The sequence below is a fragment of the Allobosea sp. genome, assembly GCF_017308075.1.
Taxonomy (GTDB): Bacteria; Pseudomonadota; Alphaproteobacteria; order Rhizobiales; family Beijerinckiaceae; genus Allobosea.
The window spans coordinates 207460-229944 of record NZ_JAFKFX010000023.1; the positions used below are offsets into that span (position 1 = coordinate 207460).

The 22485-nt window shown below is 67.0% G+C and carries 16 protein-coding genes; 11 read left to right on the forward strand and 5 right to left on the reverse strand.

Going from position 1 to position 22485, the window contains the following annotated elements:
- Positions 1-10 precede the first annotated feature (10 nt).
- The 5 genes from J0J10_RS01925 (at position 11) to J0J10_RS01945 (ending at position 6574) form a co-directional block, all read left to right on the forward strand.
- Positions 11-2989, forward strand: coding sequence for a formate dehydrogenase subunit alpha (locus tag J0J10_RS01925; protein ID WP_291637238.1), 2979 nt, complete (start codon positions 11-13; stop codon positions 2987-2989).
- A 14-nt stretch (positions 2990-3003) separates the two neighbouring features.
- A complete protein-coding gene (fdh3B, locus tag J0J10_RS01930) occupies positions 3004-3600 on the forward strand; it encodes a formate dehydrogenase FDH3 subunit beta (protein ID WP_291637236.1) in 597 nt (198 codons plus the stop codon).
- 87 nt (positions 3601-3687) lie between these two features.
- Positions 3688-4695, forward strand: coding sequence for a formate dehydrogenase subunit gamma (locus J0J10_RS01935; protein ID WP_291644837.1), 1008 nt, complete (start codon positions 3688-3690; stop codon positions 4693-4695).
- Positions 4696-4785: 90 nt separating this feature from the next.
- A complete protein-coding gene (mobB, locus tag J0J10_RS01940; RefSeq protein WP_291637232.1) occupies positions 4786-5316 on the forward strand; it encodes a molybdopterin-guanine dinucleotide biosynthesis protein B in 531 nt (176 codons plus the stop codon).
- A 1-nt stretch (position 5317) separates the two neighbouring features.
- Positions 5318-6574, forward strand: coding sequence for a molybdopterin molybdotransferase MoeA (locus tag J0J10_RS01945; protein ID WP_291644839.1), 1257 nt, complete (start codon positions 5318-5320; stop codon positions 6572-6574).
- A 118-nt stretch (positions 6575-6692) separates the two neighbouring features.
- Here J0J10_RS01945 and J0J10_RS01950 read toward each other — a convergent pair whose 3' ends face one another.
- The 3 genes from J0J10_RS01950 to J0J10_RS01960 form a co-directional block, all read right to left on the reverse strand.
- Positions 6693-7463: a TIGR02186 family protein gene (locus tag J0J10_RS01950; RefSeq protein ID WP_291644841.1), complete on the reverse strand. Its 771-nt coding sequence runs from the start codon at positions 7461-7463 to the stop codon at positions 6693-6695.
- Entirely contained in the window at positions 7460-8389 is a 930-nt protein-coding gene (locus J0J10_RS01955) for a sulfite exporter TauE/SafE family protein (protein ID WP_291637227.1), read from the reverse strand. Before J0J10_RS01955 ends, J0J10_RS01950 begins: the two co-directional genes overlap by 4 nt.
- A gap of 105 nt (positions 8390-8494) precedes the next feature.
- The gene (locus tag J0J10_RS01960) at positions 8495-11965 is read right to left on the reverse strand and encodes a hypothetical protein (protein ID WP_291644843.1); all 3471 of its coding nucleotides are present in this window, start codon (positions 11963-11965) and stop codon (positions 8495-8497) included.
- Between the two features lie 369 nt (positions 11966-12334).
- On the opposite strand from J0J10_RS01960, the gene J0J10_RS01965 reads away from it, so the two are divergent.
- From J0J10_RS01965 to J0J10_RS01980, 4 genes are all read left to right on the forward strand, one after another.
- The gene (locus J0J10_RS01965; protein WP_291637222.1) at positions 12335-12799 is read left to right on the forward strand and encodes a MerR family transcriptional regulator; all 465 of its coding nucleotides are present in this window, start codon (positions 12335-12337) and stop codon (positions 12797-12799) included.
- A gap of 258 nt (positions 12800-13057) precedes the next feature.
- Positions 13058-14854, forward strand: a complete 1797-nt coding sequence (locus J0J10_RS01970) for an acyl-CoA dehydrogenase C-terminal domain-containing protein (RefSeq protein ID WP_291644845.1) — start codon at positions 13058-13060, stop codon at positions 14852-14854.
- A 230-nt stretch (positions 14855-15084) separates the two neighbouring features.
- Positions 15085-16293 carry an acetyl-CoA C-acetyltransferase gene (locus tag J0J10_RS01975; RefSeq protein ID WP_291644848.1) on the forward strand — a complete coding sequence of 403 codons (1209 nt, stop codon included), beginning with the start codon at positions 15085-15087 and terminating at the stop codon, positions 16291-16293.
- An 11-nt stretch (positions 16294-16304) separates the two neighbouring features.
- A complete protein-coding gene (locus J0J10_RS01980) occupies positions 16305-18509 on the forward strand; it encodes a 3-hydroxyacyl-CoA dehydrogenase NAD-binding domain-containing protein (protein WP_291644850.1) in 2205 nt (734 codons plus the stop codon).
- Here the strand turns inward: J0J10_RS01980 and J0J10_RS01985 are convergent, their stop codons facing one another.
- A complete protein-coding gene (locus tag J0J10_RS01985) occupies positions 18510-19412 on the reverse strand; it encodes a LysR family transcriptional regulator (protein ID WP_291637214.1) in 903 nt (300 codons plus the stop codon).
- A gap of 127 nt (positions 19413-19539) precedes the next feature.
- Here J0J10_RS01985 and J0J10_RS01990 point away from each other — a divergent pair, with 127 nt between their 5' ends.
- Positions 19540-20313 (forward strand): SDR family oxidoreductase, encoded by a 774-nt coding sequence (locus J0J10_RS01990; RefSeq protein ID WP_291637212.1) that lies wholly within the window; start codon positions 19540-19542, stop codon positions 20311-20313.
- A 156-nt stretch (positions 20314-20469) separates the two neighbouring features.
- A complete protein-coding gene (locus tag J0J10_RS01995; protein WP_291637210.1) occupies positions 20470-20964 on the forward strand; it encodes a peptide deformylase in 495 nt (164 codons plus the stop codon).
- A gap of 12 nt (positions 20965-20976) precedes the next feature.
- Here the strand turns inward: J0J10_RS01995 and J0J10_RS02000 are convergent, their stop codons facing one another.
- Entirely contained in the window at positions 20977-22182 is a 1206-nt protein-coding gene (locus J0J10_RS02000; RefSeq protein ID WP_291644852.1) for an ABC transporter substrate-binding protein, read from the reverse strand.
- Positions 22183-22485 lie beyond the last annotated feature (303 nt).

Below are 22485 nucleotides of genomic sequence, written 5' to 3' on the forward strand. Positions count from 1 at the left end.
GGCTGGCGTCATGCTGATCAAGCGAAAATCCGCCGACGTCCAGCGCGGCCGTCTCCAGTCCGCCCTCGGCGGCCTTGCCGCCGGCGTGATGGATCGCCGCTCCTTCCTGCGCCGCTCCGGCCTGGTGGCGGGCGGCGTCGCGGCTGCCGGCGCCCTGCAGATCGGCGCCGTCCGCAAGGCCGAGGCCGCGAGCCCCGGCCCGGCGACCGGCACCAAGATCGTCAAGAACATCTGCACCCATTGCTCGGTCGGCTGCACCGTCAAGGCCGAGGTCGCCAATGGCGTCTGGGTCGGCCAGGAACCGGCCTGGGAGAGCCCGATCAACCGCGGCACGCACTGCGCCAAGGGCGCCTCGGTGCGCGAGCTCGTCCATGGCGACCGCCGCATCAAGTACCCGATGAAGCTGGTCGATGGGAAATGGCAGCGCCTGTCCTGGGACCAGGCGGTCGGCGAGATCGGCGACAAGATGATGGAGATCCGGGCCAAGTCCGGCGCCGATTCCGTCTACCTGCTCGGCTCGGCCAAGTTCTCGAATGAAGGCTCCTATCTGTTCCGCAAGTTCGCGGCCTTCTGGGGCACCAACAACGTCGATCACCAGGCGCGCATCTGCCACTCGACTACGGTCGCGGGCGTTGCGAACACCTGGGGCTACGGCGCCATGACCAACTCCTACAACGACATCCGCAATTCGAAGACCGTGCTCTTCATGGGCTCGAATGCCGCCGAGGCGCATCCTGTCTCGATGCAGCACATCCTGGCGGGCAAGGAGACCCAGCGCGCCAACGTCATCGTCTTCGATCCGCGCTTTACCCGCACCGCGGCGCATGCGACCGACTATGTCCGCTTCCGCTCCGGCACCGACATCGCGGTGATCTGGGGGCTGATGTGGCACATCTTCCAGAATGGCTGGGAGGACAAGGCCTTCATCGCCAGCCGCGTGCACGGCATGGACGACGTCCGCAAGGAGGTCGAGAAATACGATCCGAAGACCGTCGAGGACATCACCGGCGTCCCCGGCGAGCAGATGAAGCGGGCGGCCCAGACCTTCGCCACGGTCAAGCCCGCCACCTTCGTCTGGTGCATGGGCGTGACCCAGCACTCGGTCGGCACGGCCAACGTCCGCGCCATCTGCAACCTCCTGCTCGCGACCGGCAATGTCGGCGCCCGCGGCACCGGCGCCAACATCTTCCGCGGCCATTGCAATGTGCAGGGCGCCACCGATTTCGGCCTCGATGTCTCGAACCTGCCTTGCTATTACGGGCTGGTCGAAGGCGCCTGGCGCCATTGGGCCCGGGTCTGGAACGTCGATTACGACTATTTCGTCTCGCGCTTCGACGAGGTTCCGGCCAAGGGCGGCCGGCCGGCGCGCACCCGCAAGCAGAACATGGAGCTTTCGGGCCTCACCTCGACCCGCTGGTTCGACGCCACCAACCTGCCGGCCGAGCAGGTCGACCAGCAGGACAATCTCAAGGCCATGTTCGTCATGGGCCATGGCGGCAACTCCATCCCGCGCATGACCGATCTGGCCAAGGGGCTGGAAAAGCTCGACCTGCTGGTGGTCTGCGATCCGCACCCGACGAATTTCGTCTCGCTGGGTGGCCGCAAGAACGGCACCTATGTGCTGCCGATCTGCACGCAGTTCGAGACTTCGGGCTCGCGCACCTGTTCGAACCGCTCGCTGCAATGGGGCGAGAAGATCGTCGAGCCGATCTTCGAATCCGCCAGCGACTACGCGGTCATCTACAAGCTTTCGCAGAAGCTCGGCTTCGCCGAGGCGATGTTCAAGCCCTATGAGATGGTGCAGGGCAAGATCGGTCCCGAGCCGACCGCCGAGTCGATCCTCAAGGAAATCAACCGCGGGGGCTGGTCGACCGGCTATACCGGCCAGTCGCCGGAGCGGCTCAAGCTGCACATGGCCAATCAGGACAAGTTCGACCTGGTGACGCTGCGTGGCGCCAAGGGCTCCCCGGTCGAGAATGATTTCTACGGCCTGCCCTGGCCGTGCTGGGGGACGCCGGAATTCAAGCATCCGGGTTCGCACATCCTCTACAACACCTCGCTCGAGGCCAGGGATGGCGGCGGCACCTTCCGCCCGCGCTTCGGCCTGACGCGCGAGCGCACTTTGCCGGATGGCAGCAAGGTCAACGACACCCTGCTGGCCGAGGGCGGCTCGTTCTCGCTCAACTCCGAGATCAAGGACGGCTATCCCGAGTTCACCATGGGCGTGCTGAAGAAGCTCGGCTGGGACAAGGACCTGACACCGGCCGAGCTGGAAGTCATCACCGGCATCGGCGGGAATAATATCGATGCGGTGAGCTGGTCGATCGACCTGTCGGGCGGCATCCAGCGCGTCGCGCTCGAGCATGGCTGCGTGCCCTATGGCAACGGCAAGGCCAGGGCCAATGCCTGGAACCTGCCCGATCCCGTGCCGACCCATCGCGAGCCGATCTATTCGCCGCGCGTCGACCTCGTCGCGAAGTGGCCGGCCCGGCCCGACGAACGCACCTTGCGCATCCCGAACCTGCACACCTCGATGCAGAAGGCGGCGGTCGAGAAGGGCATCGCCAAGGCCTTCCCAATCGTCCTCACCTCCGGCCGCCTCGTCGAATACGAGGGCGGCGGCGAGGAGACGCGCTCGAACAAATGGCTGGCCGAGCTGCAGCAGGACATGTTCGTCGAGATCAACCCGGCGGATGCCAGCGAGCGCGGCATTCGTGACGGGGCCTTCGTCTGGGTCTCCGGTCCGGAGAACGGCGCGAAGGCCAGGGTCAAGGCCCTGGTCACCGACCGGGTCGGCAAGGGTGCGGCCTTCATGCCCTTCCATTTCGGCGGCTTCTTCCAGGGCGTCGACCAGCGCGGCAACTACCCGCCCGGGACCGACCCGATCGTGCTCGGCGAGTCCGTCAACACGGTCACCACCTATGGCTACGACCCGGTGACGGGCATGCACGAAGGCAAGGCCACGCTTTGCCAGATCGCTGCGGCGTGAGGAGGCACTGAACCATGGCCCGGATGAAATTCCTCTGCGACGCCGACCGCTGCATCGAATGCAACGCCTGCGTCACCGCCTGCAAGAACGAGAACGACGTGCCCTGGGGCATCAACCGCCGACGCGTCGTCACCATCAACGACGGCAAGCCCGGCGAGCGCTCGGTCTCGATGGCCTGCATGCACTGCACCGACGCGCCCTGCGCGGCGGTCTGCCCGGTCGACTGCTTCTACACCACGGCGGATGCCGTGGTGCTGCACAACAAGGACCTCTGCATCGGCTGCGGCTATTGCTTCTACGCCTGCCCGTTCGGCGCGCCGCAATATCCGAAGCTCAGCAATTTCGGTTCGCGCGGCAAGATGGACAAGTGCACCTATTGCGCCGGTGGTCCGGAGGTCGATCTCTCGCCCGCCGAGTTCCAGAAATACGGCTCGAACCGCCTCGCCGAGGGCAAGCTGCCGCTCTGTGCCGAGATGTGCTCGACCAAGGCGCTGCTCGCCGGCGATGGCGAGATCATTGCGCAGATCTACAAGGAACGCGTGGTCAAGCGCGGCTACGGTTCCGGCGCCTGGGGATGGCAGACCGCCTATCGGGAAACCATCGCCATCTGACTTCTGGGGGGAGGGGCGCGTCACGGCCGGAAAGGTCGGATGCGTTCCTCCCGCAGTCCCGCCATGCCTTCGCGAAAGGACGCCGCAATGCCGCTCGGTGCTCATCTCCGCTTCCTGTTCAGCGGGCTCCTGCTTGCGCTGGCGCTCGCCGTCGCGGCTCCCGCCGGCGCCCAGCAGGTCAACCCGACCGCCAATTCCGTTCGGGAGCAGCAATTCCTCGAGGTGCTGAAGGGCAACCCTTCCGCCGAGCTGCGCGGCAGGGTCTCCATCCCCGACACCAGGGCCGCCACGCTGGAGCGCCCGGCCGGGCGCGACTGGCGCAGCTTCCACCAGGGCACCATGACCCGCATCGGCGCCGTCGCCGTGCTCGGCATGCTGGTCATACTGGTGGCCTTCTACCTGTTCCGCGGCAGGATCAGGATCGCCGCCGGTCCTTCCGGACAGACGATCACGCGCTTCAACGCCTTCGAGCGCTTCATGCACTGGCTCACCGCTGGCTGCTTCATCATCCTGGCGCTGTCGGGCCTGAACGTCACCTTCGGCAAGGCCTTGCTGCTGCCGCTGATCGGGCCACAGGCCTTCACCAATCTCTCGGTGGCGGCCAAATGGTCGCATAACTTCCTGGCCTGGCCGTTCATGCTCGGCGTGGCGCTGATGTTCCTGGTCTGGATCAAGGACAACATCCCGAATCTCGGCGATCTGCGCTGGCTTGCTGCGGGCGGCGGCCTGATCGGCAAGGGCCATGCGCCGCCGGCCCGGCGCTTCAATGGCGGCCAGAAGGTGATCTTCTGGGCGGTGGTGCTCGGCGGTGCCGCGCTCTCGGTCTCCGGCGTCTACCTGCTGTATCCGAGCTTCTCCGGCGGCGTGCTCGACATGCAGTTCTGGAACATGGTCCACGGCATCGTCGCCGTGCTGATGATCGCCGTCATGCTGGCGCACATTTATATCGGCTCGATCGGCATGGAAGGCGCTTTCGACGCGATGGGCTCGGGCGAGGTCGACCTCAACTGGGCCAAGGAGCACCACGCGCTCTGGGTCGCCGAGGAGGTCGAGAAGGGCCGGGCGCCCGGGGCGAGGCTGCAGCCGGCGGAGTGACAATCGGCGCGCTTGACCCGCACATGCGATCCGCAGGATGACAGCCGGGCGCTTTTTGCGCCCGGTTCTGTTTTGGAGATGTCATCCTCAATGCGCGTGATCGGGCTGGCGGGTTGGAGCGGAGCCGGCAAGACGACCCTTCTCACCCGGCTGATTCCGGAGTTTTCAGGCCGCGGTATCGCCGTTTCGACGATCAAGCACGCCCATCATGCCTTTGATCTCGACACGCCCGGCAAGGATTCCTGGGCACATCGCCAGGCGGGCGCCTCCGAGGTGCTGATTTCCTCGGCCAAGCGCTGGGCGCTGCTGCACGAAGCGCGCGACGAGCCGGAGGCGACGCTGCCGGAGCTGCTCGCCCGACTCTCACCGGTCGACCTTGTCATCGTCGAAGGCTTCAAGCGCGATCCGCACGCCAAGCTCGAAGTGTTCCGCGCCGCGAACGGCAAGCCGCCGCTGCACCCGCAGGATGCAAGCATTGTGGGCGTGGCGAGCGATACGCCCTTCCCGCAGGCTGGCCGCCCCGTGCTCGGGCTCGATGATGTCCCCGGGATCGCCGATCTTCTGTTCGCCCGCGCCCAGCCATTGGCGCAGGTTCTGGCGCTGGCGCGCGAGGAGGCCTGAAATGGCGCAGCTCAGTGAAGATGCCAAGGTCTTCGGCGGTCCGTTGATGACGATCGAGCAGGCGGCCGCACTGGCGGCGGAGCGCATCGGCGCCGTCGCCGAGATCGAGACCGTGCCGCTCGCACTGGCCGATGGCCGTGTCCTGGCGGTCGACATCGCCGCGCCGCGCGACCTGCCGCCCTTCGCCAATTCGGCTGTCGATGGCTATGCCGTGCGCTTTTCCGATCTCGCCTCGTCCGGCGAGACCCGGCTGCCGCTCTCCGGCCGGGTCGCGGCGGGGTCGGATGCGGCCGGGATCGCGGTCGCCGGCTTTGCGATCCGCGTCTTCACCGGCGCGCCGATGCCTGCCGGCGCCGACACCGTGTTCATGCAGGAGGACGTCGCGCTGGAGGAGGGCTTCGTGCGCCTCCCGGCCGGGCTGAAGCCGGGCGCCAATGCCAGACCGGCCGGCGAGGACGTGGCCATGGGTGCTCCGGTGCTGGCGGCCGGGCGTCGCCTGCGTCCGCAGGATCTCGGCCTGCTCGCCGCTCTCGGCCTCACCGAGGTCGCGGTGCGGCGCCGCGTCAGGATCGCGGTGTTCTCCACGGGTGATGAATTGAACGAGCCCGGCACGCCTTTGCCGCCGGCCGGGATCTACGACGCCAATCGCAGCGTGCTGCGGGCTCTGGTCGCCCGCGCCGGTGCGGAGGTGGTGGATCTCGGTATCCTCCGTGACGAGCCGGCGAGCCTGGGCGAGCGTCTGCGCGCCGCGGCGCGCGATTGCGATCTGATCCTGACCTCGGGTGGCGTCTCGACCGGCGAGGAGGACCACGTCAAGACGGCGGTTACGCAAGTCGGCGAGCTCGCCTTCTGGCGCATCGGCATCAAGCCGGGACGCCCGGTCGCGATGGGGCTGATCGACGGAAAGCCCTTTCTCGGCCTGCCGGGCAACCCCGTCGCGGTCTTCGTCACCTTCGCTTTCGTCGCACGCGCGGTGATCGCCCTGCTCGCGGGCACGACGCCGGCCCGCCCGCAGGCGCTGCCGGTCAGGCTCGGTTTTCCCTATCGCAAGAAGGCCGGCCGGCGCGAATATGTCCGGGTCTCCCTGGCGCCGGGTGCCGATGGTATCGCCGTCGCCCGCAAGCATCCGCGCGACGGCGCCGGCATCCTGACCTCGCTGACCGAGACCGACGGGCTGGTCGAACTGGCCGAGGAGCTGACGGGCGTGGCGGAGGGCACGATCGCCCCCTTCTTCGCCTATGATCTGCTGACCGGCTGAGAGCCTCTTCGGGGTTTCCCGGAGCGCTCATCCTTCGAGGCGCTGCTTGGCGGCTTCGGGATGAGGGCTCGAATTCCCAACGGGTTCCGAACCCGCGGCGACAGGTGCCGCGTCGCACTCAGTCGCGGCGGAAGATCGTCGTCGCCAGCCAGCCGAAGAACAGGGCGAGCGCCGCCGTGGCGAGGCCGTAGAGCAGCGGCCGGTCATGCGCGGCGGAGGCCAGGCTCTGCTCCATCCCGGTCTTGATCACCTCGAAATTGGTGGTCTGCCGCGCCAGCGCTGCTCCCCCGGCATAGAGCACGATCTCGATCTCGTAGGAGCCCGTCGGCGCGGTGGCCGGTACCCGGATCGGAGCGCTGAACAAGGTCGGCGACAGGAAGGTGACGCCGCGCTCGTGCTCGGCGTAGAGCCCCTTCGCCTCCATGATGCGGATCAGCGCGTCGCGGTAGGGGCCGATCCCGAACTCGAATTCGCGCGTGCTCTGGATGCGTTGCGCGTTCGCCAGGCCGATGCGCTCGCGTCGCGCGGCGTCCTCCGTGAGGATCTCCTCAATCGGCCGGTTGCTCGAGACGGAGAGGAAGATCGGGCGCTCGGGGAAGCGGCGCTGCTGCCGGTTGACCCAGAGCGGTCCGACGCGTTCCTTCTCGCGCACGATCAGCATGCGCGGCGGGCCGCGCACGGTGACGACGATGTCGTAGGGATCGGCCCGGGCCGCCGTGCGGCCCTCGCGCTCGACGAGGCCGAAGACGGTAAGCTGGTCGCCGGTATAGTTCGAGGTGATGGCGATCCGGTGCGTCGACAGCGCCGCGATCAGCGTCTCGGCCTTGGCGGGCAGGCAGGCGGCGAGGCCGAGCGCCGCGGCGAGCAGCGTCTTGGAGAGCCGGCTCATCGCGCGCTCTCCGGCATCACCACCGAGAAGGGCTCGGCCGGGGGCAGGAAGAGCTCGATCGCGAAGCGCAGGCCAACCGAGAGGATCAGCAGGGCCAGCAGCAGCCGGAACGAGCCGACATTGAGATTGCGCGCCGCGCGTCCGCCGAACTGCGCGCCGACGACGCCGCCAACCAGCAGGAGGATGGCCAGCACGATGTCGACGGACTGGTTGGTGACGGCGTGCAGCACCGTCGCGCCGGTCATGGTGACGAGGATCTGGAACAGCGAGGTGCCGACCACGACGGCGGGCGGAACCCGGAAGAAATACAGCAGCGCCGGCACGAGGATGAAGCCACCGCCGACGCCGAGCACGGCGCCGATGAAGCCGATCACGATCGCCAATGCCGCGATCGGCAGCACGCTGGCATAGAGCTGCGAACGGTAGAAGCGCATGCGCCAGGGCAGGCCCATCCATGCCGGGTGCATGCCCGCACGCCGGCGCAGGCGCGGCGGCTTGCCCTGGCGGTCGCGCAAGGCGGCGCGGATCGCGTCGAACAGCATCAGCCCGCCAATGCAGGTGAAGAGCGTGACATAGGCGATGGTGATGACGAGATCGAGCTGGCCGAGGCGGCGCATCGAGTTGAAGAACAGAACGCCGAGGATGGTGCCGAGGATACCACCGCCGACCAGTACGCTGCCTAACTTCAGATCGAGCGCGTTTCGTCGCCAATAGGTCAGCACGCCGGTCATCGACGATCCCGCGACCTGTGCCGCGACGGTCGCGACCGCCACCGCCGGGGGGATGTCGAGGAAGATCAGCAGCGGTGTCAGCAGGAAGCCGCCGCCGACGCCGAAAAGCCCGGAAATGAAGCCGACCGCGCCGCTCAGACCCAGAACCAGCAGGATACTGATCGGCAATTCGGCGATCGGAAGATAGATTTGCACCCTGCTAAACCCCGTCAGCCGCGCGACGCTTCCCACGCGAAGGCGTCGAAACGGTGACGCTAGAACGAATCCCTTTCAGATTGCTTTGCTCTGAGAGGGTTTCGCTCAGCCGCGGGTCGGCTTTGCCGGCTTTCTGGCGGCGGCCGGCACCTCGTCCCACCCCTTGGCCGGTGCTGCGACCTCGTTGGCGAGCGCCTCGGGAACCTTCGGCTTCCAGGCTTCGACGGCAGCCTTGGCGGTGGCGAGATCGGCCGCAGAAAGACGGCCTGCGACCTCGTCGCGCTTGCGGCCTGCATCCTCGTCACCCTGCGCTGCGGCAATGGCGAACCAGCGATAGGACTGGCCGAGATCGGCCGGCGAGCCAAGACCGCGGCCGAGCAGCACCGCCAGATTGTACTGGCTGTCGCGGACACCGAACTCGGCAGCGCGGCGGAACCATTCCGTCGCGGTCGCGTAATCGGGCTTGCCGCTGGCGCCTTCCGCATAGAGCACGGCGAGATTGTGCATCGCCTTGGCATTGCCGCGTTCGGCGGCGCGCGCATACCAGAGCCGGGCGAGCGAGACGTCGCGGCCGGTGCCGATGCCCTTCTCGAACATGTTGCCGAGGCGGAACTGCGCGGGGGCCAGCCCGGCCACGGCGGCGCGCTCGAACAGGTGCAGGGCGAGCTTCGGATCGCGGCCGGCGCCTGGTGCGTCGGCGGCCCGGGTGGCGAGCTCGTAGACGGCGCGAGCATCGCCGCCCTGCGCGGCCTTGCGCATGCCGGCGGTGCCGAGCGTCGCTGGAATCTCGTTGAGGCCGGTGACGTTGGCCGGCGGCTCGGGCGTCGCGGCGGGCGGCAGTGCGGCGACCATCGGAGCGGCTTCGCCGGCGTCGGCCGCCGCGGTGGGAGCCGTCGGCGCTGCCGCCAGCGCGGGCGTGGTGCCGAGCTGGATCGGTAGCACCGCGTTCTGGTCCTTGGCCGGCGCGGCCGAGGCGGTGGTCTCCGCGACGTCCTTCTCCGCAGCCGCGCGCTGCGGCGCGATCTGGGCCTCGCTGGCGACCTGCTTCTTGGCGTCTCCCGACGACGGTCCGGACAGGATATGGGCGGCGCCCATGGCGAGGACGACTGCGGCGAGGCCGAGCAGAAGCGGTCGCCGGCGCTTTTCCATGATCTCCTTGAGACGTCCACCGGCCGAGGCCGGCTTGCCGGGCTTAGCCGGCTCCGGCGTCACCACGGGTGCGGCGGCCGCTGCCTCGGAAGCCGCCTTGGCCGAACGCCGCGCAGCCGCGATCAGGCTCTGGCGCACGGATTGCTGATCGCCCGCCACGGCAGCGGCCTCGACGCGCGGACGTCCGGAGCCCGGCTCCAGCGGCATGTCGAAAGCGGCGGGCCCGCGCGACGCCACGATCCGCTCGTCCGGTTTGGTGGCGAGCTGGTGTGCCGGCGGTAACGTGGCGGGCTCGGCCGCCGTTCTTGCGCGCGGCGGCAGGGGCGGCGTGCTGCGAGCCGTCTGGCCGCGCTCGCCGCCGAGTTCGGTTTCGAGGCTGGCGAGGCGGGCAATTACCGTCTCGAGGGTCTGATGGACGGCGCTGATAGCGTCCTGGGTCTGGCGTCCCGAGGAGGCATGGGTGTCGCGCAGGCCGGTGACGAGGTTGCTGAGCTCGGCGAAGCTGGCGCCGCGCGGCGGCGCCATGTCGGCCATCGCGGCGCGTGCGGCGCGCTCGGCCGCGGCCGCCGTGTCCTCGCGCATGGTCTGCAGATGGGCGACGAGGTCCTGCAGCGTCCGCTCGATGCCGGTCTCGGCCGTACGGGTCGCGGCCGCCTCGTCGAGCCGATGCGCCAATCCGGCGATCTGCTGCTCCAAGGCGTCGAAGGAATCGGAGCCGGCACCGGGGCGCCCGGCCTCGTCGATCTTGCCGGCGAGCGCCCGCAGCATGTCTTCGACCGGCCGCATATCGACCTGGGCGACAGGGACGTGCGTGCCGTCCTCGACCAGACGGGCAAGGTTGCCGGAGGCGGTGAGCGCTTCGATCCGGCCCGCCAGGGCCTCGATCTGCTTCTCGACATTGGACGGTCCCTGGCGGGCGATCGTCTCGAGTTGCTGCTGCAAGGCGTCGATGCGGCCATCGAGCGGCGTCGCGGAGCGGTCCGCGAGGCCTTCCAGCCGGACCACCAGAGCCTCGATCCGCCCCGAAAGCTCGTCCGATGCCGGGCGGCCCATGGCGTGGAGCTCGTCGAGACGAGCCATGAGTTGATCGACCTGGCCGTCGATGACCGAGGCCTTCATCGAAGGCAGGGTCTCGATCTTGTGTGCGAGCGCTTCGACCTGCCGCGAGAGAGCCGCCAGCGGCGCATTGTCGCCGGCGCGCTCGCGCGAACGGTCACTCAGCAGGGTGTCGCGCACATCTTCGATGGCGAGCGAGAGGTTGCGCAACTCGCGCCCGTCCGGCTGCGCATCGCGCAGGCGTCCGATCTCCGAGGAGAGCGAGGAAAGCTGCTGAGACAGATCTTCCAGGCGCCGGCTGTCGGTGCCGGCGACCGTCAGTTCGCGCAATTCGGCGATCTCGCGCAGCACCGGCGCGATCGCGTTACGATCGCCGCCGCGCGCGACGAGCGCATCGACCTTGGCGGCGAGATGCGCGATCTCGAGTTCGAAGCGACCCAGCCCGTCCTGAGAGCGGTTGTCGGAGAGGCGCGCAATCTCGGCCTCGATCCGCGCCAGAGGCTTCAGGACGGGGTCGAGCCGGTCGCGGACGTCCAGGCGCTCCAGACGGGAGCCAAGTTCGCCGATGGCGCGCTCCAGCGGCTGGTAGGCGGCGCGCTGTTCCTCGACGCGGGTGGCGGGCGAGACTGCCGGCTGAGCCGGGGCGATGCGGGCGCTGAGCTGGCGCAGGTCCTCGCGCAGCCCGGCCAGGGCCTGCGCCGGATTGCCGTTCTCGAAGCGAACGGGTGCACTCGGCTCGCCGTCGAGCGCACGCTGGCGCGAACGGATATCGGAGACGGCGGCTGCCAGCCCGTCGCGGCTGAGGAAGGGGCGCGCGCTCGCAGCCGGTGGCGGGGCGGCAGCCTTGCGGCCGGCCTCCGCCGTCTTGCGCTCGATCTCGGCGATGCGCTCGCCCATCGTCTTGATCGCATCGGCGATGACGTTAGTGGCGCGTTCCTGCCGCTCGGCCGTGGCACGCTCGCCCATGGAAAGACGATTTTCGGTCTTCTCGATCCATTTGGCGATCGAATCGAGGGCGCCGGCCGTCTTGGCCCCGTTGTCGCGGGTGAGGCGCTCGGCCATTGCGGCCTGGGTGATGAAGGCGTCGATCCGCTCGCGCGAAAGTTCGGGCGTCGCCTGGGGGCGAGGAGGGGCCGGGCTGGCGGTCTGCATCTCGCCCTGCGAGAGGCGCGCGAGGCGCTCCGAGAGCGCCGCGATGTCGAGCTGTTCCTGCTGCGTGGGCGGCGGTGGGGTATTGTCTTCGGCTTCGTCGCGGATCTTGTTGTCGAGCCATTCGCCGAGCGTCATGCCGGCGCGGCGCGCAGCGGCCTTCGCCGCGTCGCGGGTGCGCGGATCGACGCCCTTCACGCTCCAGGGCAGGCTAGTCGCCATTGTCACGCTCGCCTACGGGGCCGGTCTTCAATCCAGGATGCGCAGCCCCCTGTGCCGCCGCTTCCCTGCGCGAAACCATGAAACGTGAATCTCCGGTTGCCGCGGAGTTTCGTCATGGTCGCCATGCCGACTTTTCGCAGTCACGGTAAACGGACGGTTAAGAAACCGGCCCCAGAGGTTAATTTTCTGGAAACGGTGGCCTGACGGCCGCCACCGGCGCCCTGCATAACGGTAACTTACCCATGGAGAGGCAAAAATTACCTGACGTAAGGGAGTGTTGCGCCTTATGTCGCGCCGCAATACGGATCGATCCAGCCATCGCAGCCGCCCAGCGCCGTTGCCCTGAAAAACGTCCTTCGAGGATCATATATGTCGCGCCAAAGCTCCGCTCTGGCGGCCGCTTCAGTTCATGACGGCCGCAACCCGCTTCCCGCTGCCGAGACGTCCAATGACGCTGCCGGCGGCTTCACCATCAGCGATCTCGCCCGCGATTTCGGCGTGACGCTGCGCACGCTACGCTTCTATGAATCGCGCGGCCTGCTTTCGCCGGCCCGTTCGGGCATGACCCGGATCTATTCCGGCCGCGATCGCGCCCGGCTCGCGTTGATTCTCAAGGGTAAGCAGCTCGGCTTCACCCTGGTGGAGATTCGCGCCATGCTCGCCAATGAGGAGAGCAAGGGCAGCGAAGGGCAGGAGACGTCGGCCTCGGTCGGCGGGCTGCAGCTCACCCGCTCCCAGATCGCCGAGCAGCTCGAGCTGCTGCGCACCCAGCGTACCGAGATCGAGACTGCGATCGCCGAGCTCGAGGGCACGCTGGCCACGCTCGGCGCCTGAGCTACCGATCGGCGGCGATCAGCCGCACGCTATCGTCGACGCCTCGAACCCCGCCGGGTTCGGGGCGTTTTTCGTTTGTCGGCAGCGCAAAGCTCGGTAGCCTGACCCGGGCGAGAGCCTGCGACCGAAAAATCCCGGGCTCCCCCTTGGCAACGGACGGCATAATAGTTTATATATGAACTATCTCGGGGCGCCGCCGCCAGCTTGAGCCGGCAGGCTGCCTCGCCAGAATGCGACGATCTTGGCAGGGAGGATGCGATGCCGGTCTACAAGGCCCCCGTTGAGGACACGCTGTTCCTCCTGAACGATGTCTTCCAGTTCGAGCGCTACAACAACCTGCCGGGCTTCGCCGACGCGACGCCGGATCTCGTCGAGGCCGTGCTCGGCGAGGGCGCCAAGCTCTGCGAGGAGGTGTTGCAGCCGCTCAACCATTCCGGTGACCAGGAAGGCTGCAAGCGCAACGCCGATGGTTCGGTGACGACGCCGAAGGGCTTCAAGGAAGCCTATCGCGCCTATTCCGAGGGCGGCTGGATCGGCCTCGCCATGGACCCGGACTATGGCGGGCAGGGCCTGCCCTACACGCTCGGCGCGGTGATGAACGAATACGCCTCGGCCGCCAACATGGCCTTCGCCATGTATCCGGGCCTAACCATGGGCGCGATCGCGGCGCTCTATGTCCATGGCTCCGACGAGGTGAAGCGCACCTATCTGCCGAAGATGATCGAGGGCGCCTGGTCGGGCACGATGAACCTGACCGAGCCGCATTGCGGCACCGATCTCGGCCTGATCAAGACCAGGGCCGTGCCGAATGGCGACGGCTCCTATGCCATCACCGGCACCAAGATCTTCATCTCGGCCGGCGAGCAGGACATCACCGAGAACATCATCCATCTCGTGCTCGCCCGCATCGAAGGCGCGCCGGCCGGCGTCAAGGGCATCTCGCTCTTCGTCGTACCGCGCAATGCGATCGGGGCTGACGGCAAGGTCGGGGAGAACAACAAGGTCTCCTGCGGTTCGATCGAGCACAAGATGGGCATCCACGCCAATTCGACCTGCGTCATGAATTATGACGGCGCGCAGGGCTGGCTGATCGGCACCGAGAACAAGGGCCTCAACGCCATGTTCGTGATGATGAACGAGGCCCGCCTCGGCGTCGCGATCCAGGGCCTGGCCCAGTCCGAGGTCGCCTATCAGAACGCCGTCGCCTATGCGAAGGACCGTCTGCAGGGCCGCTCCCTGACCGGCGCCAAGAATCCCGACAAGGCTGCCGATCCGATCATCGTCCATCCGGACGTGCGCCGCACGCTGATGTCGATCAAGGCCTTCAACGAGGCGGCGCGCGCCTTCGTTATCTGGAACGCGATCAAGTCCGACGTCGCCCATCGTTCGGGCGATGATGCCGAGCGCCAGGCCGCCGACGACCAGCTCGGCCTGATGACCCCGGTTCTGAAGGGCGTGCTCACCGATATCGGCTTCGACAACGCCGTGAAGGCCCAGCAAATGTATGGCGGCCACGGCTACATTGCCGAGCACGGCATGGAGCAGTTTGTGCGCGATGCCCGCATCGCCATGATCTATGAGGGCGCCAACGGCGTGCAGGCGATGGACCTGGTCGGCCGCAAGCTCGGCCGCGACGGCGGCCGCGCCATCATGGCCTTCTTCAACGAGGTCGGCACCTTCGTGAAGGAGAACGAGGGCGACGAGGCGCTGAAGCCCTTGCTCGCCCCGCTTGCCGCCTCGCTCGGCCATCTTCAGCAGGCGACGATGTGGTTCATGAACAACGCGCTCGCCAAGCCCGACAATGCCGGCGCCGGCGCGCATGACTACATGCATCTGCTCGGCCTGGTCTGCCTCGGCTATATGTGGGCGAAGATGGCCAAGGTCGCGCAGGACAAGCTCAAGGCCGGCGCCAATGGCGCGACCGAGCGCATGAACGCCAAGCTCGTCACCGCCCGCTTCTTCATGGAGCGCTCGCTGCCGGAGACCGCCGCGCATCTGGCGCGGATCACCTCCGGCTCCGACGCCACCATGGCGCTGAGCGCCGAGCAGTTCTGACGGATCGCCCAACCTGGCCCCGTCATCCCGGACAAGCCGAGAAGCGGCGCCGATCCGGGATCCATCATCGAGATCCGGCACCCTTCTATGGATCCCGGATCTCCGCTTCGCTCCGTCCGGGATGACCCGGGATGACGGAGTGTTTCTTTCGATTACTCTCGGTTCGATCCGGCGCAGTCTGACGCCGAGGCGACGAGCCGAAAACGACCGGCCACTCCGGGAGGAGCACCATGGCAGACGCCTTCATCTACGATCACGTCCGGACACCGCGCGGCAAGGGCAAGGCCGACGGTTCGCTGCACGAAGTCACCGCGATCGAATTGGGCACGCAGACCTTGCGCGCCATCAAGGAGCGCAACACGCTCGATCCCAAGCTGGTCGAGGACGTCGTCTTCGGTTGCGTCGATCCGGTCGGCGAGGCCGGGGCCGACATCGCCCGCACGGTGGCGCTGAAGGCCGGCTACGGCAAGGAAGTGCCGGGCGTGCAGATCAACCGCTTCTGCGCCTCGGGGCTCGACGCGGTGAACCTCGCCGCGGCGCAGGTGATGTCCGGCCAGAAGGAGATGGCGATCGGCGGCGGTGTCGAGAGCATGTCCCGCATCGGCATGGGCGCCTCCGGCTTCGGCATCGCAGTCGACCCGTCAGTCGCGATCGACACCTATTTCATGCCTCAGGGCGTCTCGGCCGACCTGATCGCGACGAAATACGGCTTCTCGCGCGACGATGTCGACGCCTATGCCGTGCGCTCGCACAAGCGCGCCGCCAAGGCCTGGGAGGAGGGGCGCTTCAGGAATTCAGTGATCCCGGTCACCGACGTCAACGGCCTCGTCATCCTCGACCGCGACGAGACCATCCGCCCGGCGACCGACATGCAGGCGCTCGCCGCATTGAAAGCCTCCTTCGTCCAGATGGGCGAGATGGGTGGCTTCGATGCGGTCGCGACTGCGGCGCATCCGGACGTCGAGTTCATCAACCACGTCCACCATGCCGGCAATTCCTCGGGCATCGTCGACGGTGCGGCGGCCGTGCTGGTCGGCTCGAAGCGGGCCGGCAAGGCGGCCGGCCTTAAGCCTCGCGCCCGCATCAAGGCCTTCGCCACCACCGGCTCCGACCTCGCGCTGATGCTGACCGGCCCGGTCGACGTCACCGAGCTCGTCCTGAAGAAGGCCGGTATGACGCCGAAGGACATCGACCTGTTCGAGCTAAACGAGGCCTTTTCCTCGGTCGTGCTGCGCTATCAGCAGGCCTTCGACATCGATGACGCCGTGCTCAACGTCAATGGTGGCGCCATCGCCATGGGCCACCCGCTCGGCGCCACCGGCGCAATGATCCTCGGCACCGTGCTCGACGAGCTCGAGCGCACCGACAAACAGGTCGCGCTGGTGACGCTCTGCGTCGCCGTCGGCATGGGCGTCGCCACCATCATCGAGCGCGTTTGAGGAGAGCAGCGATGAACCTCGTCAATTTCCGCTTCGAGACCGACGCCGACGGCATCGCCACCCTGACCTGGGACATGCCCGAGCGTTCGATGAACGTCATCACCCCGCAGGTGATGGAGGAACTCAACCAGGTCGTCGACAAGGTCGCTTCCGACGAGGCGATCAAGGGCTGCGTCATCGTCTCCGGCAAGGAGAGCTTCTCCGGCGGCGCCGACCTCACCATGCTGCAGGGCCTGCGCGACCTCTATGTCGGACTGGCGAAGGAGCAGGGCGAGCAGATCGCGATGCAGCGCTTTTTCGACGAGAGCCGCAAGCTCTCGCTGCTATATCGCAAGCTCGAAACCTGCGGGAAGCCGTTCGCGGCGGCGGTGCACGGCGTCTGCCTCGGCGGCGCCTTCGAGCTCGCGCTCTCCTGTCAGCTCCGTGTCGTCTCGGACGATGCCTCGACCCGCGTTGGCCTGCCCGAGATCAAGGTCGGCCTGTTCCCCGGCGCCGGCGGCACCCAGCGCGTCGCGCGCCTGATGCAGACCGGCGACGCGCTGCAGATGATGTTCAAGGGCGAGCAGATCAAGGCGCTCCCGGCCCGCAATATGGGCCTCGTCCATGCCGTGCTGCCGCGTGACCAGATCGTCGCCGCCGCCAAGGAATGGCTGAAGGCCAATCCGCAGGCCAAGCAGCCCTGGGAAGACCCCAAGTTCAAGCTGCCCTCCAACAAGGTCCACTCGCCGGCCGGCATGCAGATCTGGCCGCCGGCCAACGCGATCTATCGCCGCGAGACCAACGACAACTACCCGGCGGCGCGCGCCATCCTGAGCGCGGTCTATGAGGGGCTGCAGCTGCCGATGGATCTCGCCCTCAAGGTCGAGAGCCGCTATTTCGCGAAGATCCTGCGGACGAAGGAGGCGGCCTCGATGATCCGCTCGCTCTTCGTCTCGATGCAGGAGCTGAACAAGGGCGCGCGTCGCCCGGCCGAAGTCCCGCCGAGCAAGCTGAAGAAAGTCGGCATCGTCGGCGCCGGCTTCATGGGCGCCGGCGTCGCCTATGTCACGGCGCTCGCCGGGCTCGATGTCGTGCTCGTCGACCGCGACATGGAAGCGGCCGAGAAGGGCAAGGCCTATTCGCACAAGCTGGTCTCCGACCAGATCATGAAGGGCCGCGCCAAGACCGCAGACCGCGACGCGCTGCTCGGGCGCATCAAGCCTTCGGCCGATTATGCCGACCTCAAGGGCTGCGACCTCGTCATCGAGGCGGTGTTCGAGGACCCGAAGGTCAAGGCCGAGGTCATCGCCAAGGTCGAGGCCGTGGTCGGTCCCAAGACGATCTTCGGCTCCAACACCTCCACCTTGCCCATCACCGGCCTTGCCTCGCATTCGCAGCGGCCGAAGAACTTCATCGGCATCCACTTCTTCTCGCCGGTCGAGAAGATGCTGCTGGTCGAGATCATCAAGGCCAAGAAGACTGGCGACAAGGCGCTCGCCATGGCGCTCGACTATGTCCGGGCGATCAAGAAGACGCCGATCGTCGTCAACGACGTCAGAGGCTTCTACGCCAATCGCTGCGTCGGCAACTACATCCGCGAGGGTCACCTCATGCTGATGGAAGGCGTGCCGCCGGCGATGATCGAGGCGGCCGGCAAGCAGGCCGGCATGCCGGTCGGCCCGCTCTCGTTGAATGACGAGGTCGCGGTCGATCTCGCCTGGAAGGTGCTGAAGGCGACCAAGGCCCAGCTCGGCGAGGCTTCGGTCGATCCGGCCCAGGAGAAGCTGCTCTCCGACATGGTCGAGAAGCATGGCCGGCTCGGCCGCAAGAACAAGAAGGGCTTCTACGACTATCCCGAAGCCGGCCCGAAGCGGCTCTGGCCCGGCCTTGCCGAGCTGACCGCGAACCGGCTCGAGCCCGAGCTCATCGACATGGCGGAGCTGAAGCACCGCCTCCTGGTCACCCAGGCGCTCGAAGCGGCCAAGACCTATGAGGAAGGCGTCGTCACCGATCCGCGCGAGGCCGATGTCGGCTCGATCATCGGTTTCGGCTTCGCGCCCTATAGCGGCGGCACGCTGAGCTATATCGACAATATGGGCGCTGCCGCCTTCGTGAAGCTCTGCGAAGGGCTGGCCAAGAAGCATGGCGAGCGCTTCAAGCCGAACCGTCTCCTGAAACGCATGGCCAAGACCGGCGAGAGCTTCTACGGCTCGGCGGAGAAGAAGGCCGCGGCCTGATCAGGCGAAGAGCCGCTCCCTCAGGAGCGGCTCCAGCCATTCGATGAAGACGCGTAGGCGGCGCGAGAGATGCTGCCGGTGTGGATAGAGCAGGGCGACCGGCAGCGGCTCCGCCCTGTGCTCCGGCATCACCTCGACCAGTGCTCCGTCCGCAATCTCGGCCGCGACGTCATAGGCCGGGATCTGGATCAGACCGAGTCCGGCAAGGCAGCAGGCGATATAGGCCTCCGCGCTGTTGACGGTGACGCGTCCGGGCAGGGCGAGACTGTGCAGGTGCCCTCCATTCAGCCATTGCCAGTCCTCGACCGCGCCGGTTGAGGGCGAGGCATAGTTGACCGCGAAATGCCCGGTGAGGTCGCCCGGCGCCATCGGTGTGCCATGACGCGCGAGATAGGGCGGGCTCGCGACATTGATCAGCCGGAGACTGCCGAGATTGCGGGCGATCAGGCTGGAATCGCTGAGCGGTCCGACGCGGAGCACGCAGTCGACGCTGTCCTCGACCAGATTGACGGCCCGGTCGGTGACGCCGAGTTCGATCGCGATGTCAGGATAGCGCGCCAGGAAATCCGGCAGGGCGGGGGCGATGATCAGCCGGCCGATCCGGCCCGGCACGTCGATCCTGAGCTTGCCGGATGGCCCGTCGACGGCGCTGCGGAACAATGCCTCGGCCTCTTCGACCTCGGCGATCAGCCTTAGACAGCGCTCATAGAAGGCGAGCCCGTCCTGTGTCGGCGCGACATGGCGGGTGGTACGGTGGAGCAGCCGCGTCCCCAGCCTGTCCTCGAGCAGGCGGATCGCCGCCGAGACCGAGGAGCGCGGCTGACCCAGCGTCGCGGCGGCCCGCGTGAAGCTCGCGCATTCGACGACGCGGGCGAAGGTGGCGAAGAGGTCGATCCGGTCCATCGTCTCAGCGTTAGATTGTTCGTTAGATCTGACAAGTCATGTCAGCTTATCCTGCTTTATCGAAACAATCTGCCGCGTACCTTGCCGACAGGGCGAGCAGTTCGCAAAGACGGCAGGAGATCAGGCCATGGCCGAGCACAGCATCAAGGGCAAGACCGTCATCATCGCTGGCGGCGCCAAGAATCTCGGCGGGCTCATTGCCCGCGACCTAGCCGCGCACGGCGCAGCCGCAGTCGCGATCCACTATAACAGCGCCGCCAGCCGGGCCGATGCCGAGGCGACCACCGCCGCCGTCAAGGCGGCGGGGGCGCAGGCCGTCGCCTTCCAGGCCGATCTGACCAGCGCAGGCGCGGTCGAGAAGCTCTTCGCCGATGCGACCGCAGCGCTCGGCAGGCCGGACATCGCGATCAACACCGTCGGCAAGGTGCTGAAGAAGCCGATCGCCGAGATCAGCGAGGCGGAATATGACGAGATGGCTGCGGTGAACGCAAAATCGGCCTTCTTCTTCCTCAAGGAGGCCGGCAAGGCGCTGAACGACAACGGCAAGGTCACGACCGTGGTGACCTCGCTGCTCGGCGCTTTCACGCCGTTCTACGCCGCCTATGCCGGCATGAAGGCCCCGGTGGAGCATTTCACCCGCGCCGCCTCGAAGGAGTTCGGCGAGCGTGGCATCTCGGTGACCGCAATCGGCCCGGGTCCAATGGACACGCCGTTCTTCTACCCGGCCGAGGGGGCGGATGCGGTCGCCTATCACAAGACCGCGGCAGCCCTGTCGAAATTCTCGCCGACTGGCCTGACCCATATCGAGGACATCGTCCCCTTCATCCGCTTCCTCGTTTCTGAGGGGTGGTGGATGACCGGCCAGACCATTCTGGTGAATGGCGGCTACACGACGAAGTGAATGCGTCGGACTGCGCCGGCCTCTCGCCGGATCGCGATATCGTCATTGGGGAGATCGTGGCGTGACAGCGCCTGGCGCGTAGAGCGCGGCGATCCGGCTTGCTAGGCTACGTTCCCCCCAACGGCATCTCAGCCAGGAAACACCAAGAATACCGCGATGCCTGTCCGACCGATCCTGAGTTTCCCTGATCCGCGTCTGCGCCTGACCGCGGCCCCTGTCCTGCGCTTCGACGCCGATCTGCGCGCCCTCGCCGACGATCTGCTCGAGACCATGCGGGCCGCGCCGGGCATCGGCATCACCGCGCCGCATATCGGCGTGCTCTCCCGGCTCGTCGTGCTCGAACTCTCGCCCGGCGAGGTCCGCACCTATGTCAATCCGGAGCTGGACCAGATCTCGCGCGAGACCACCCGCCACATCGAGGGCAGTGTCTCGATGCCGGGGGTGACCGACGAGCTCGAACGTCATGCGCGCATCCGCGTGCGCTATCAGGATCTGGACGGGAAGGAGCAGAGCGAAGAGGCGGATGGTCTTCTCTCGATCTGCCATCAGCACGAGATCGACCAGCTCGACGGGATCTTCTGGATCGACCGCCTGTCGCGACTCAAGCGCGACAGGCTGATCGCCCGCTACAACAAGCTGCGGCGGGCTTAGGAACCGGTTGCTTCACTTCTTGACGAGCGGGCACTCGCCCTCGCTGAGCGGGCGGAAGGCCTGGTCGCCGGGAATGGTGCGGATCAGCTTGAGATAATCCCAGGGGTACTTCGATTCCTCGGGCTTCTTGACCTCGAGCACATAGAGGTCGTGCACCATCCGGCCGTCCTCGCGGATCACGCCGTTCCTGGCGAAGAAGTCGTTGACCGGCGTCGCCTTCATCTGTGCGGCGACCTTCTCGGTCTCGGTCGTGCCGGCCGCCTTCACCGCCTTGAGATAGTGCAGGATCGAGGAATAGGTGCCGGCCTGGCCCATGGTCGGCATCGCCTTGTGGCGTTCGAAGAAGCGCTTCGACCAGGCGCGCGTCTCCTCGTTCAAATCCCAGTAGAAGGCCTGGGTCAGGATCAGTCCCTGCGCATCCTGCAGCCCGATGGCGTGGATGTCGGTGATATGCAGATAGAGCCCGGCAAGCTTGGTCCCGCTCTGCGGCAGGCCGAACTCGGTCGCCTGCTTGATGGTGGCGATCTGGTCGGCTCCGGAGCTGGCGATGCCGACCATCTTGGCGCCGGAGCTTTGCGCCTGCAGGAGATAGGAGGAGAAGTCGGTGGTGCCCTGAGGATGCTTGACGCTGCCGATGATCTTGCCGCCGGCCTTCTTTACCGCCTCCGAGGTGTCGCGCTCGAGCGCATGGCCGAAGGCGTAGTCGGCGGTGATGAAATACCAGGGGCCGTCCTTGGCGAGCGGCAGGCCGGTGCCGACCGCCAGCGCATAGGTGTCGTAGGTCCAGTGGATGCCGGTTGGGGCGCAGAACTTGCCGGTGAAGTCGGAGGAGCCGCCGGTCGAGGCGAGGACGAGCTTGTTCTTGCGCCGGCCGATCTCCTGGATGCCGAGCAGCACCGAGGAGGTCGGGATGTCGGCGATCACGTCCACGCCGTCCTCGTCGATCCAGCGGTTGACCAGGGCAGAACCGATATCGGGCTTGTTCTGGTGGTCGCCGGCGAGGATCTCGATCGGTCTGCCGAGAACTGTGCCGCCGAAATCCTCGACCGCCATCTGGGCGGCGATCACCGAACCGGGCCCGGCCATGTCGGCATAGATGCCGGCCATGTCGTTGAGCACGCCGATCCGCAATGGCTTGGGTGTCTGGGCGAAAGCGGGGGCGAGCAGGAAGGGCGTGAGAAGGGCTGCCAGTCCAGCGGAAATGCTGCGAAGCGACATCGTTGGTCCCAAGAGAAACTGCGAAGATTTGCAGAGCCTTAGGTGTCGCTTTATCAGGTGGTCAATGCTGCGGTGCGCAAATAAGAACGAACGGCTGAACAACGGGATTCGAAGAGACGAGGCCGTTCGTCAGGGCAGTCGTCGAGGGAAGTTTCTTCCCCCGACGCGCGCGACCGGTTGCGGTTTGGCTATGACTTACCCGGGGCCGTAGGCCGCTTGCAGAACGGCGAGAAGTTGTCGCCCTGTGTTGCGGTCCAACTGGATCGTTTGGCTGAGCTTCCCGGGAATCTCCCGATCGGGCGA